Consider the following 14,302-nt stretch of genomic DNA (forward strand, 5'->3'; position numbering starts at 1 on the left):
TATGTTAGTATTTCTAAAAGCCGGAGGTTTACAAGGTGGAGGTGTTAATTTTGATGCTAAAATTAGAAGAAACTCAACCGATATGGAGGATGTTTTCTACGCACACATTGGTGGAGCAGATACTTTTGCTAGAGCTTTATTAATTGCCGATAAAATTATAACAAATTCTCCTTACGATACATTAAGAACAGAACGCTACAGCTCATTCGATTCAGGAAAAGGAAAAGATTTCGAAAACGGAAAATTAGGTTTACAAGACTTGTACAAACTAGCTCAGGAAAATGGCGAGTTAAAACTACAAAGTGGTAAACAAGAGTTGTTCGAGAATATTATTAATCAGTATATTTAATCGTACAAATTAGTATATAAATTTTAAGCCTCTTCAAAAACTAATTTTTGAAGAGGCCTTTTTTTTTATCTAATCAGATAAAAAAAGATTGTTTATCGGTACTAATTGAGTCTAGTTCGGTGTTATAAGACTTTATACTATTTATCAACGATATTAAACTCATGTCGTTCGTTGTACTTTACGTTTTCCTTAATTAGTATATCAATAGGAACATAATGTTTAGGGTTCAAAATTTCATTTTTAAGCAAGTACTCCGTTAAAAGTCGTATAGCTTCATAACCTTGATCAAAAGGTTTTTGAGATATTAAAAAGGATACCTTATCATGTTGTAAGCATGCTATGTTTTGCGGTGTATTATCAAAGCCAATACATTCTAATTGGTTTAAATAGTCTTGTTCCATACAATCTACCACAATATAAATTCTACTCGAAGGAACAAAAACACCTTTGATTTCGGGGTGTCTTTTTAAATATGAGTTAATTTTTTCTCTGGTTTCGTTAGAGCTATCTAAGTTCTCAATTTTTAAAGTTTGAGTTGTGGAGTTTAAATTGTTTTTAATAAAAAAATCATTAAAGCCCTTAATTCTATTAGATACTGCGTTGTTTTTTGTAATATTATGTCTGGCCTGTATAATTAAAAATGCATCGGGTTTGGGTAAGCTTAAATGCATAAGTTTACCGGCAATATAGCCAGCTTTATAGGAGTCTTGTCCCACAAACGCAATATTGTTAAAACCGTCAATATCTATGTTAACAAAAAGATACGGGATGTTAAGGGATTCTAATTGATTTACAATCTTTTTGGTTTCTGTCGAAAAATTAGGAACCATTATTACAGCAGTTGGGTTAGTTTCAAGTAAGGCATTAAAAGTGTTTAAATACGAGTTTGGGTCGTATTGATTGTAGCCAAAATTAGTGACTTGAACACCAAAACTTTTTACATCTTCTGCGCCTTTTAAAATACCTAAATGAGGAGACTTCCAAAATAAATCTAAATCATTATGTTCAGGAATTAAAGTAGCAATAACATATTTGTTTTTCATTGCTAGTGCACTTGCAATGGGATTTACGGTAAAGTTATGATGCTTTAATATTTTTTTAATTCTAGCTTCTGTTTTTTTAGATACTCCACCTCGATTGTGTAACACTCTGTCTACCGTCCCTTCAGATACTTGGGCTTCTTTGGCGATATCTTTAATTGTAATCATATAAAAAATATTAATGGCTCTACTTTTTCAATTACAAAATTGAATAATAACGTTTTGTAATTTTAAGCAATTTAGGTATAAAATTTAATATTTTGTGTGCGCACACTATTTTTTTGTTATATTTGTGTGTGCGTACACGAAAACAATTAGGTTTTTACGTTGTAAAGCTTTAATAAATACAAGAAAATAATGAGTAAAGTAGTAGTTTTAACAGGTGCAGGAGGTGTTTTATGTAGTACTTTGGCCAAAGCTTTAGCTAAAGAAGGACACAAAATTGCAGTTTTAGATTTAAGAAAAGAAGCAGCAGATGAAGTTGCTAACGAAATTAATAACGCTGGCGGAACTGCTATTGGAGTTGCTGCTAATGTTTTAGAAAAGGAGTCTTTAGAGTTGGCTAAAACAGAAGTTAATAATAAATTGGGGGCTTGCGATATTTTAGTTAATGGAGCAGGAGGTAACCATCCTTTGGGTACAACAAGTAACCCGCACTTATTAGCTAAAGATCTTGAGGATACTACCGAAGGTTTTAAAACTTTTTTTGATTTAGATCCTTCCGGAATTCAATTCGTATTTAATTTAAATTTTATTGGTACACTATTACCAACGCAAATTTTTGCTAAAGATATGGTAGGCAAAAAAGGATGTAGTATTTTAAATATCTCGTCTATGAATGCCTTTACGCCATTAACAAAAATACCGGCATACAGTGGTGCAAAAGCGGCGGTTTCTAATTTTACACAATGGTTAGCTGTACATTTTAGTAAAGTGGGTATTCGTGTAAATGCATTGGCCCCTGGGTTTTTCTTAACCGACCAAAACAGAAGCTTATTAACCGAAAGCGATGGTAGTTTAACACCGCGCGGAAATCAAATTATAGACCAAACGCCTATGGGTAAGTTTGGCGAGCCTGAAGACCTAGTAGGAACGACATTATGGTTATGTGGCGAAGGGTCGGCCTTTGTAACGGGAGTTGTAGTGCCAATTGATGGCGGATTTAGTGCTTATAGCGGCGTTTAATATTTTTAATTTTTTTTTATGGAACAGACATGGAGATGGTACGGACCAAATGATCCCGTATCCTTATCAGATATAAAACAGTCAGGTGCAACAGGTGTTGTTTCTGCATTACATCATATTCCCAACGGCGAGGTTTGGACAATTGATGAAATTCAAAAAAGAAAAAACACAATTGAAGGTGTTGGATTAACATGGAGTGTTGTTGAAAGTATTCCGGTACACGAAAACATTAAAACACGTTCTGGTAATTTTCAAAAATATATTGAAACCTATAAACAAAGTATAGCAAATTTAGCACAATGCGGTATTACTATTGTGTGTTATAATTTTATGCCGGTTTTAGATTGGACACGAACCGATTTAAGTTTTCAAGTTGAAGATGGCTCTAAAGCATTACGTTTTGATGTTATAGCTTTTGCCGCCTTCGAACTTTTTTTACTAAAACGTCCAGGAGCAGAACAAAGCTATACTAAAGCGCAACAAAAGGCAGCAAAGGTTTATATTGATAAGCTTTCAGAAGCGGATCAAAAACAACTTGTAAATAATATTATAGCAGGCTTGCCAGGAGCCGAAGAGGGTTATACGTTAGAGCAATTTCAAACTATTTTAGATACCTATAAAAATATCGATGCTACGGCGTTGCGTAATAATTTGGTGTCTTTCTTAAAAGAAATTATTCCTGTGGCGTCTCAAAATCAAGTCTTAATGTGTATTCATCCAGACGATCCACCATATCCTATTTTAGGATTGCCACGAGTAGTAAGTACAGAGGCCGATTATGCGCATTTATTTGAAAATGTTCCAGACCGTGCCAATGGTATTACATTCTGTACAGGCTCTTTAGGTGTAAGAGAAGATAATAATCTTGTTCAAATTTTTAAACGCTTTGCAGATAGAGCACATTTCCTGCACTTAAGAAGCACTAAGCGCGATGACGCTGGTAATTTTTACGAGGCAAATCATTTAGATGGCGATGTAGATATGTATAGCGTTGTTAAAGCTATTTTAGAAGAAGAAAAAAGACGCAAAGCGTCAGGTTATGCAGATATTGCTATTCCTGTAAGGCCAGATCACGGTCATCAAATGCTTGATGATTTAAATAAAAAAACAAACCCAGGTTATTCCGGGATAGGTAGGCTAAGAGGATTAGCAGAACTACGTGGTTTAGAATATGGGATAAAGCAAACTATATAATAAACAAACAACAACTTATCATGAAAACAAGTTACGAAACGCGCTACGCGTCCAGTCCAAAAGCAGTAAAAAAATACGACACACAGGAGCTAAGAGAAGAGTTTTTAATTGAAAACTTAATGCAGGAAGATCAATTAGTTTTGGTTTACACACATTATGATAGATATATGGCAGGTTCTGCGGTGCCTGTTGCAGGTCCAATAGCTTTAGAGACTATAGATCCTTTAAAATCTTCTTACTTTTTAGAAAGAAGAGAAATAGGTGTTATTAATGTAGGTGGCGATGGTACGGTTGAAGTTGATGGAGAAGAATTTCAATTAACTTTAAAAGATGCGTTATACATTGGTAGCGGAAAAAAAGATGTGATCTTTAAAAGTAATGACAAAAATAATCCAGCAAAGTTTTATTTAAACTCAGCGCCAGCACATACTAGCTTACCAACAAAAAAGGTAAGTAAAGCAGATGCTAATAAAATAGAATTAGGATCGTTAGAAACAGCTAATCACCGTACAGTAAATCAACAAATTATTGGTGGTATAGTAGAAACTTGTCAGCTTCAAATGGGAATGACCGAGTTAAAAACAGGAAGTGTTTGGAACACCATGCCAGCACACGTACACGATCGTAGAATGGAAATTTACTATTATTTAGATATTCCTCAAGATCAGGCTGTTTGCCATTTTATGGGCGAGCCTCAAGAAACGCGTCATATCTGGATGCAAAATCACCAAGCAGTAATTTCTCCACCATGGTCTATCCATTCGGGTTCAGGAACTTCAAATTACACCTTTATTTGGGGAATGGCAGGAGAGAATTTAGATTATGGTGATATGGATGTTGCTAAAATAACCGAATTAAGATAAGCTATGAGTACATCGTTATTTGATATAAAAGGAAAAAATGCTTTAGTAACCGGAAGTACCCATGGTTTGGGAATGGCTATGGCCAGAGGTTTAGGTTTAGCAGGTGCAACGGTAATCGTTAATGGTAATTCTTCGCAAGAAAAAATCGATAACGCTGTTGCGGAATATAAAAAAGAAGGTATAAACGCTGTTGGTTATAAATTTAATGTAGCTAATGAAGACGAGGTTATTGCAGCAGTTGCAAAAATTGAAGCAGAAGTAGGTCAAATTGATATCTTAATTAACAATGCCGGTATTATAAAGCGTACACCATTAATAGAAATGGAAGTGGCCGATTTTAAACAAGTTATTGATATCGATTTGGTAAGTCCGTTTATAGTTTCTAAGCATGTTGTAAAAGGTATGATTGCTAGAAAAGAAGGTAAGGTTATTAATATTTGCTCTATGATGAGCGAATTGGGTAGAAATAGTGTTGGGGCTTATGCAGCAGCAAAAGGCGGACTAAAAATGTTAACCCAAAATATGGCAACAGAATGGGCAAAACATAATATCCAGGTTAATGGTATAGGTCCAGGATATTTTGCAACATCGCAAACAGCACCAATTCGTGTTGAAGGTCATCCTTTTAACGATTTTATAGTAAACAGAACTCCTGCAGCTAAGTGGGGAGATCCTAACGATTTAGCTGGTGCAGCCATATTTTTGTCGGCTAAAGCAAGCGATTTTGTTAACGGACATATTTTATACGTAGATGGCGGTATATTGGCAACAATAGGTAAACCATCAAACGAAGATTAGTAAATACTGCGCCTAATTCATGCCTTTAATTAAGTTAAAAGCTGGGTTATGCGCTTTACCTTTTACTCGTAAAACATTAAAAACTAAACAAATGAAAAACATACTATTTTGTGCTTTATTAACTGGGGCTTTTTTAACTCAAGGCTGTAAGGAAGAAGCATCAGGACATACGGTAACTGTTAAAAATGTATTGGAAGTGTCCCGTTCAAATGAAACGGTAGAGATTAAAAAATCAGATTTAACGTTAAAAGAAGGCGAAAGCTTCGATAACTTAGCGGTTCAAGATGTAACAACTAAAGCTATTTTAGTCTCTCAATTTGTAGATGAAGATCAAGATGGTAAGGCCGATGTGCTTTTATTTCAACCAAAAATAGAAGCTAAATCAGAAAAACAATTTAATTTAGTTTCGGCTAAAGGTACCACGGCTCAAGAAGTAACCGAGTTTTGTTATTCTCGATTTGTTCCAGAAAGAACAGATGATTATGCTTGGGAAAACAATAAAGTAGCCTTTAGAACTTATGGTCCAGTTGCTCAAAAAATGGTTGAGAACGGCACCAAAGGAGGAACACTATCCAGTGGTATTGATGGCTGGTTAAAAAAAGTAGAATATCCCATTATTAATAAGTGGTATGCTAAAAACGATAAAGCACCGGGTGCTTATCATTTACCGTCGCCAGAAGGTTTAGATAATTTTCATGTTGGTGTAAGTCGCGGTATTGGAGGAACAGCGGTAAAAAGCGATTCAACGTATTATGTTTCTAAAAATTTTACTAATTGGAAAACTATTACAACAGGACCAATTAGAACAAGTTTTATTTTAGATTATGCCGACTGGGATGCTAACGGAAATATGATTTCTGAAAAGAAACACATTTCTTTAGATTACGGTAGTAATTTAACTAAATACGAAATAGAGGTTGGTGGTACAAATTCTATTTATTCAGGTTTAACCTTACATGAAAATGACGGTGTGCCAACAGAAAATGTAAACGAAGGATGGATATCCTATTGGGAGCCTCATGGCGATTCAGAGCTTGGTACTGCGGTAGTGGTGCCTCATGGAAATATGATGTCTTCGGAGTATTTTGTTACAAGTTTAAAAGATCAAAGTAATTTATACGCTCAAATAAAAGTAAACCAAGAAAAAGCTGTTTTCTATTCAGGTTTTGGATGGAAAGAAGCCAATGAGTTTACTACAAAAGAATCTTGGGAAAATTACATTAAAGATTTTACCTTAAAAATTAATAACCCTTTAGAAGTATCCGTACACTAGAAATTTGTTATGAGTTTAAAACCTTTTATTACAGAAAATTTTTTATTACAGTCCGAAGTTGCTCAAGTTCTATACCATGATTATGCCAAAGATTTACCAATAATTGATTATCATAATCATCTATCTCCAAAAGATATAGCTGAAGAGTTACCGGTAAACAACATTACCAAAGCTTGGTTGCAAGGCGACCATTATAAATGGCGTGGTATGCGAGCAAATGGTATTGAGGAAAAGTATATAACGGGTGCTAGTACTTCGGAAAAAGAAAAGTTTTTAAAATGGGCAGAAACAGTGCCTTATACGTTAAGGAATCCGTTGTTTCATTGGACGCATTTAGAGTTAAAGGCCTATTTTGGTATTAATGAGCTTTTAAGTCCTAAAACAGCCAATGGTATTTACGAAAAAGCAAATGCCATTCTAGAAAATAAAACCCCAGCCCAATTATTAGAAGATATGAAGGTTGAAGTGGTTTGTACAACAGACGACCCAACGGACAATTTAACTTATCATAAGCAAATAGCAGAAAACGATAATATTTCAACCAAAGTATTGCCAACCTTTAGAGCAGATGCTTTGTTTTTTATAAATAAAGATAACTTTTTAAGCTATTTACAAAATCTAGAAGCTAGTGCCAATTTAAAAATAACTACATTAAATGATTTCTTAAGCGTTTTAGATACGCGAATAGAATTTTTTAATAATCATGGGTGTCGCTTATCCGATTTTGGTGTAGGTGAAGCGCTTACTATGGTAGATTATAATGAAGCCGAAGTTTCCAAGATATTTACTAAAAAATTAAATGGAAGTAACCTAAGCGATAACGAGGTTAATAAATATCGTTCGTTTTTGTTTATTTACTTAGGTAAAAAATACCACGAATACGATTGGATACAACAATATCATTTAGGACCTATTCGAAATAATAATTCATTACTTCTAGATCAAGTTGGACTAGATGCTGGTGTAGATTCTATTGGCGATTTTCCAATGGCCGAGTTTATGTCTAAATTATTCGATACACTAAATGCAACCAATCAATTAGCAAAAACCATTACCTATAATTTAAACCCATCGCAAAACGAAGTGTTTGCTACCATGATGGGGAACTTTCAAAATTCGGATGCGCCAGGGAAAATGCAATGGGGCTCTGGTTGGTGGTTTTTAGACCAAAAGGACGGTATGGAAAAACAGCTTAATACCTTGTCAAACATGGGCTTATTAAGTCGTTTTGTAGGTATGTTAACCGATAGTAGAAGTTTCTTATCCTTTCCTAGACACGATTATTTTAGACGAATTTTATGTAATCTTCTTGCCGAAGATGTTAACAATGGCTTGGTGCCAAACGACATAGAATTTCTAGGAAAAATGGTTCAAGATATTTGTTATAATAATGCAGTAAACTACTTTAAATTTTAAATACTGAACTAAACTAAATTAAACTTGAAAAAACACCACCACAATTATGATGAATAGAATGTTTTATTGCCTATTACTGGTGTTTCTTTTTACAAGCTGTAAGAGGAATAGCGATGTAAAAGTTATGTATCTAGCACATACCTTACCGCAATCGCACCCAGTTCATAAAGGAATCTTAGAGTTTAAAAGAGCTCTAGCCGAAAAGTCCGGAGGAAAAATGGATATCAAGATTTTTCCAGATGGCCAATTAGGTTCCGAACGAGAAACGCTCGAGTTATTGCAAATTGGAAGCGTAGCCGTTACTAAAGTGAGTGCAGCGACCTTATCTAATTTTGTACCCGAATATCATATTCTAGGAATTCCTTATTTATTTAGAGATAAGCAACACCAATTTGATGTTTTAGAAGGTGAGGTAGGGAAATCTATTTTAGAAAAAGGAAGTAAATTTTGGTTACGCGGCTTGTGTTATTATGATGCAGGAAGCAGAAGCTTTTATACCTCAAATAAACCCATACGTACTCCCGATGATTTAAAAGGTCTTAAAATTAGAGTCATGAATAACCAAATGGCTATTAATATGGTAAACTCTTTAGGTGGTTCGCCAACGCCTATGGCTTATGGCGAACTATATACGGCTATCCAACAGGGTGTGGTTGATGGTGCAGAAAACAATCCGCCTTCGTTTGTGTCGTCAAATCATTATGAGGTAAGTAAGTATTATACTCTAGACCAGCACTCATCGGTTCCAGATGTATTATTAATTGGTACAAAATATTGGGAAAGTTTAACCGAAGAAGAAAAAGTTTGGGTACAAGAAGCGGCCAATATATCGAGTCAAGCTCAAAAGAAATTTTGGAGTGAATCTGTTGAAGAATCTATGGCTGTTGCTAAGGCTGCTGGGGTAGAAATTATTATTCCGGAGAAATCCTTATTTCAAGAAAAGTCTAAACCTGTTTTAGAAGCTTTTCAAAAGGAACACCCAAACATGGACAATTTAATTAACAAAATTAAAAATCAGTAATTATGAAAGCCGTAGATGTTCTTTTTAATAAAGTATGTAGAGTCATGGAGATTATCCTAGTTGCTATTTTTGGGTTGTTAGTTTTAGATGTTTTAGGACAAGTATTTTCTAGATATGTTCTAAATACATCATTTGCCTTTACAGAGGAGCTCGCAAGATTCTCATTAATTTGGTTGTCTATTTTAGGAGCAGCCTACCTTAATGCTAAAAGACAGCATTTATCAATGGATTTTCTGTATCAAAAGTTTTCCGTAAGTGGTCGGAAAAAAGCATTGTATTTTATAGAAGTATGTATCTTTCTATTTGCCTTAGTAGTTATGGTAATAGGTGGGTTTAATTTAGTGTATACTACATTGCATTTAGGTCAGTTATCAGGAACTTTAAGGATTCCATTAGGTTATATTTATGCTATTTTACCTATGAGTGGTTTACTTATTATGTGGTTTTCAGTGTATCACATTTCAAAAATTAATGCTAACAAAATAACCGAATAGACATGAGTGTAGAAGTAATAAGTATTATCGTTTTATTTGCAAGTTTTTTTACGTTATTAATGTTAAAAGTACCGGTAGCTTATAGCATTGGTATTTCAACCACATTAAGTTTACTACTTAATATTGATAAATTACCAGGATTAACCACTATTGCACAACGAATGACCACCGGTATTGATAGTTTCGCACTATTAGCCATACCGTTTTTTGTATTGGCAGGCGAAATTATGAAACGTGGTGGTATTGCTAATCGCCTTATCAATTTTGCTAAATCTTTAGTGGCAAGTTTACCAGGAGGTTTAGCTTATGTAAATGTATTAGCTTCCATGTTGTTTGGAGCTATTTCGGGTTCGGCTATTGCAGCAACATCTGCCATAGGTAGTATTATGACTGATAGAATGGAAGACGAAGGATATCCAAGAGAATTTAGTGCCTCGGTTAATATCACTTCGGCAACAACAGGTTTGCTAATTCCACCTAGTAATATTTTAATTGTATATGCATTGGCTAGTGGCGGAACCGCCTCGGTAGCTGCCTTATTTATTGCTGGTTATTTACCAGGTATTTTACTAGGGCTTGCCATTATGGCGTACATAGCTTTTGTAGCTATAACTAGAAAATTTTCTAAGGGTAGTCGTGCACCTATATCTTTAATATGGACCTATTTTAGAAAGGCATTTTTTAGTCTTTTATTATTGGTTATTGTTGTTGGTGGTATTGTAGCTGGAGTTTTTACAGCAACCGAAGCGTCTGCAATTGCGGTGTTGTATGCTGCAGTATTAGCACTTGTTTATGGAGACGTTAGTACAAAGGATTTTCCAGATATATTATTAACCAGTGCTAAAACAACAGCTGTAGTAATGTTTTTAATATGTACATCTATGGCGATGTCTTGGTTGTTTTCTTTCGAAGGTATTCCTGAGCTTATAAGTGGCTTTTTATTGGAGCAATTCAGTAATAAAATAGTTATATTTTTAGTAATAAATATTGTATTATTAATTATTGGAACCTTTATGGATATGACGCCAGCGGTATTAATATTTACACCTATTTTCTTACCTGTGGTAGTGGCTTTAGGTATGGATCCTGTTCACTTTGGTATTGTATTGGTATTAAATTTATGTATTGGTTTATGTACGCCTCCTGTGGGAACGATACTCTTTGTGGGTAGTGGTGTTGCTAATGTATCCGTTACGCAGGTAGTTAAGCCTTTATTGCCATTTTTGCTTATCATGGTAATAGTATTATTACTTATAACTTACATTCCGGCAATATCCATGTATTTACCAGGTTTATTTGAACTTTAAAGCTGTTTTTTAGTTTAACTTGTTTTATAGAGGCTTACTATGTGGTTTAAAGGTCTAATAGGTAGCGCTAAACTATTAAATTTTGTTTGTTTTTAGAGGTAACAAAAGAATATTAAAAATAAGAAGCATGTTGATTTTTTAATAATGAAGAGTTATGTTGTTATAGAAACTGTTGATAACTTAACTGTAAGGTTTCAATCAAAAATTCTACTTTTGTACTACTAAAATTAATAGGAATTATGTCTGATACAATAGAAAAAGTTAAATGTTTAATTATAGGTTCTGGACCAGCGGGTTATACAGCCGCAATTTATGCAGCAAGAGCCAATATGAACCCTGTTTTATACCAAGGTACACAACCAGGAGGGCAATTAACAACTACTAATGAGGTTGAAAACTTTCCTGGATATCCAGAAGGTGTTACGGGTCCGGAAATGATGATGCAATTACAAGCGCAAGCACAACGTTTTGAAGCAGATATTCGTGATGGCTGGGTAACAAAAGTAGATTTTTCTGTTGATGTGCATAAGGTGTGGGTTAATGAAGAGAAAGAAATTCATTGTGATACGGTTATTATTTCAACCGGAGCATCTGCAAAATATTTAGGATTAGATTCTGAGCAGAAATATTTAAAATTAGGAGGAGGCGTTTCAGCATGTGCTGTATGTGATGGCTTCTTTTACCGAAACCAAGAAGTTGTTATTGTTGGAGCGGGCGATTCGGCTTGTGAAGAAGCCCATTACTTATCTAAACTTTGTAAAAAGGTAACTATGTTAGTTCGTAGAGATGAGTTTAGAGCTTCAAAAATTATGGCGACTCGTGTTAAAAACACCGAAAATATAGAAATCTTATTTAACACTGAAACCGATGAGGTTTTAGGTGATGGACAAGTAGTAACAGGTGTTCGTGTGGTTAATAATAAAACTAACGAAAAACACGATATTGAAGCTACAGGGTTTTTTGTAGCTATTGGCCATAAACCAAACACAGATATTTTTAAAGGCTATTTAGAGTTAGATGAAACGGGATATATTATAAATACTCCAGGAACATCTAAAACAAATGTTGAAGGCGTTTTTGTATCTGGTGATGCGGCAGACCATGTGTATAGACAGGCAATTACAGCAGCCGGTACAGGTTGTATGGCAGCTTTAGATGCAGAACGTTATTTAGCTGCTAAAGATTCTACATTCGAGGTATCTACATCTAGTTATAACTAACTATTAGTAGTTTGCAAAAATTTTAAGCCGGAGCATTTGCTTCGGCTTTTTTTGTTTTGTAATTATTTTAAAAAATACGTTCTTTGGTATTGTTTTAAACGGGATGTGGCGCAGTCCGGTTAGCGTACACGGCTGGGGGCCGTGTGGTCGCAGGTTCAAATCCTGTCATCCCGACAAAATGGTATTAGCTATCTAATTTTTAATTTAAGTTAGGGTAGCTAATTATTTGTTTCGACTATAAGCTATTTTTCCAGAAAATAATTATTAAGACGCGGTAACAAGGCGTGCGAAGCATTTCTTAGATGAGTAGACATGGTAGCTTTAATGGCGTTTTGAATTTGTTTTGGGCTTGCAGCAGCAAATTATACTTTGCCTGTTTTATTCTAGAATAAATGGCTTTTATTTAACCTTCTTTTGAAGTTTTGATGTATCAGCAAGCTTGTTAATAATAATTTTAGGATTCTGATATAAATAAATAGAACTCGCTCCAGAGGCCTCAATAGTAATATCGTCTAGAACTTCTAGGTGTACATCGCTACTTATATTACAAATGACTTCGCAAGTGTTTATTGTAAAGTTTTTTCCGTTAAACGCAGTATTATTATCTAGTTCTGCTTTAACTGTTTTACTAGAACCCTCAATGTTTGCTGTGGCACGTTGATATAAATTTGTTGTAAAAACCGAGGTGTTAATTAAGGCATCAATCTTGCTGTTGCCGCTCATAGAAAGTAAACAGTTTTCGCTAGTTAAATTTAACTTCACTTTAGATTTGTCATCCATATCAATCGAAAAAACATTCGATTCTATAGTTAATCCTACTTTTGATGAACCTCTTGTTTTTAAAGATCCATTTTCAATATCCATTGTAGCTAGCGATAGTATTTCGGCATCATCAGTCGTTTCAATGTGTTTTAAAACGTCATTATAAGTGACTTTAATGTTTAGCCTCTTTTTTGATGTTATTCGTGCTTTTTTATTAAAGGTAAGTACACTATCAATAACTTTAAAATCAATATAGTCATGCAGGTTTTCATCTGTTTCAATTTCAACAAATGGGTTAGCATCATAAATAATTTCAACTTCAAAGTCTTCATCTAAAATAATAGTATGGAACGCTTCAATATTGGTTTGTTGTATTGTTACAATTCTATTGCCCTTAACTTTCTCTGTACTTTGCGCTTTACAAAGGGTAATAGATAGTAAGCTTAAAAAAAATATGGAAAGAATGTTTTTCATTTTTAAACGAATTAATTGTTTTTTTGTTGCGCTCTATACTTATTAGACAATAACAGGTAAAATAAGTCACTATCAAATATAAAACAAAAACCATCTCAATCCTTTAAAAAAGACCAAGATGGTTTAAACAATGGTTGGTTTGATTGGTTATTTTTGTTTTACACTGCCTGCCGAACTATCACTTTTATTGACTGTTTTTGGGTTGCCATAGTAGTTTATATCGCCACCACTTGTAGCTCTAGCTGTTAATTCTTTTGATGTGTTTACGGTAATATCTGCGCCACTAGTTGCTTTTACTTCGCTAGATTCTGCCATTAAATCGGCTGCTTTAATATCGCTTCCGCTGGTAGCTTCAGCAAGTAATTTAACCGTTTTTCCAGAGAGTCTTAAATCACTGCCGCTGGTGGATTTGCAATTTAAAACCGATGTATTTACATCAAGCGTCATATCACTTCCGCTAGTTGTTTTTAAATCTAAGCGCTCAACATGTATGGTATTTGTGGAATACACATCGCTACCACTAGTAGCTGTAATGCTCGATATATTTTTAAAGCTTATATGTACTTTTTTGGCTTTGGCTCTACCTATGTTTTCTTGGGTATGAATTTTTAAAACACCATTTTCAACCTCGGTTAAAATAATGTCGTGTAAGTTAGAATCGGCTTCAATGCTTATACTTTCAATATCGTTTTGCGTTACATAAACATCTAAACCTTCGGTAGCCTTAATGGCGGTAAACGATTCGGTAATTCTGCGGTCTTGAGATATAATATCTCCGTTTCCGCGAACACCAGTGTTGTAATTCATATCGAAATTACACGAAAAAAGGGTTAAACTTAATACGGTGGCAACAATGAATTTGATTAATGTGGTCATGACGGTTCGTTTTTTGATTGATGATTAACT

The 14,302-nt window shown here is 34.4% G+C and carries 13 protein-coding genes, 1 tRNA gene and 1 pseudogene; 12 read left to right on the top strand and 3 right to left on the bottom strand.

Annotation, left to right across the window (positions count from 1 at the left end):
* Positions 1–349: pseudogene (locus BMY96_RS09805) on the top strand (xylose isomerase); the annotation flags it as partial.
* A 137-nt stretch (positions 350–486) separates the two neighbouring features.
* On the opposite strand, the gene BMY96_RS09810 reads toward BMY96_RS09805, so the two are convergent.
* Complete coding sequence (locus tag BMY96_RS09810; RefSeq protein WP_092851692.1) at positions 487–1,557, bottom strand: substrate-binding domain-containing protein; 1,071 nt, start codon at positions 1,555–1,557, stop codon at positions 487–489.
* Between the two features lie 186 nt (positions 1,558–1,743).
* On the opposite strand from BMY96_RS09810, the gene BMY96_RS09815 reads away from it, so the two are divergent.
* The 11 genes from BMY96_RS09815 to BMY96_RS09865 all read left to right on the top strand — a co-directional run bounded on the left by BMY96_RS09815 (position 1,744) and on the right by BMY96_RS09865 (position 12,334).
* Positions 1,744–2,574, top strand: coding sequence for an SDR family oxidoreductase (locus BMY96_RS09815; RefSeq protein WP_349267210.1), 831 nt, complete (start codon positions 1,744–1,746; stop codon positions 2,572–2,574).
* An 18-nt stretch (positions 2,575–2,592) separates the two neighbouring features.
* The gene (gene uxuA / locus BMY96_RS09820) at positions 2,593–3,768 is read left to right on the top strand and encodes a mannonate dehydratase (protein ID WP_092851696.1); all 1,176 of its coding nucleotides are present in this window, start codon (positions 2,593–2,595) and stop codon (positions 3,766–3,768) included.
* A 20-nt stretch (positions 3,769–3,788) separates the two neighbouring features.
* A complete protein-coding gene (kduI, locus tag BMY96_RS09825; protein ID WP_092851698.1) occupies positions 3,789–4,631 on the top strand; it encodes a 5-dehydro-4-deoxy-D-glucuronate isomerase in 843 nt (280 codons plus the stop codon).
* A gap of 3 nt (positions 4,632–4,634) precedes the next feature.
* Positions 4,635–5,429, top strand: a complete 795-nt coding sequence (locus BMY96_RS09830; RefSeq protein ID WP_092851700.1) for a gluconate 5-dehydrogenase — start codon at positions 4,635–4,637, stop codon at positions 5,427–5,429.
* A gap of 91 nt (positions 5,430–5,520) precedes the next feature.
* The gene (locus tag BMY96_RS09835; protein WP_092852062.1) at positions 5,521–6,702 is read left to right on the top strand and encodes a BT3233 family polysaccharide utilization protein; all 1,182 of its coding nucleotides are present in this window, start codon (positions 5,521–5,523) and stop codon (positions 6,700–6,702) included.
* A gap of 9 nt (positions 6,703–6,711) precedes the next feature.
* On the top strand, positions 6,712–8,118 hold the full coding sequence (gene uxaC / locus BMY96_RS09840; RefSeq protein WP_092851702.1) for a glucuronate isomerase: 1,407 nt from the start codon (positions 6,712–6,714) through the stop codon (positions 8,116–8,118).
* Positions 8,119–8,242: 124 nt separating this feature from the next.
* Positions 8,243–9,139, top strand: a complete 897-nt coding sequence (locus BMY96_RS09845; protein WP_245750594.1) for a TRAP transporter substrate-binding protein — start codon at positions 8,243–8,245, stop codon at positions 9,137–9,139.
* Between the two features lie 2 nt (positions 9,140–9,141).
* Positions 9,142–9,633 carry a TRAP transporter small permease gene (locus BMY96_RS09850; protein ID WP_092851706.1) on the top strand — a complete coding sequence of 164 codons (492 nt, stop codon included), beginning with the start codon at positions 9,142–9,144 and terminating at the stop codon, positions 9,631–9,633.
* 2 nt (positions 9,634–9,635) lie between these two features.
* Positions 9,636–10,940 carry a TRAP transporter large permease gene (locus BMY96_RS09855; protein WP_092851708.1) on the top strand — a complete coding sequence of 435 codons (1,305 nt, stop codon included), beginning with the start codon at positions 9,636–9,638 and terminating at the stop codon, positions 10,938–10,940.
* Between the two features lie 239 nt (positions 10,941–11,179).
* Positions 11,180–12,160, top strand: a complete 981-nt coding sequence (gene trxB / locus BMY96_RS09860; RefSeq protein WP_092851710.1) for a thioredoxin-disulfide reductase — start codon at positions 11,180–11,182, stop codon at positions 12,158–12,160.
* 99 nt (positions 12,161–12,259) lie between these two features.
* Positions 12,260–12,334: transfer RNA gene (locus BMY96_RS09865), tRNA-Pro, on the top strand.
* Between the two features lie 225 nt (positions 12,335–12,559).
* Here the strand turns inward: BMY96_RS09865 and BMY96_RS09870 are convergent.
* On the bottom strand, positions 12,560–13,396 hold the full coding sequence (locus tag BMY96_RS09870) for a GIN domain-containing protein (protein ID WP_092851711.1): 837 nt from the start codon (positions 13,394–13,396) through the stop codon (positions 12,560–12,562).
* Between the two features lie 147 nt (positions 13,397–13,543).
* Positions 13,544–14,272 (bottom strand): head GIN domain-containing protein, encoded by a 729-nt coding sequence (locus BMY96_RS09875; RefSeq protein WP_092851713.1) that lies wholly within the window; start codon positions 14,270–14,272, stop codon positions 13,544–13,546.
* Between the last annotated feature and the right edge of the window lie 30 nt (positions 14,273–14,302).

Source organism: Algibacter pectinivorans (assembly GCF_900112595.1).
Classification (GTDB): Bacteria; Bacteroidota; Bacteroidia; order Flavobacteriales; family Flavobacteriaceae; genus Algibacter_B; species Algibacter_B pectinivorans.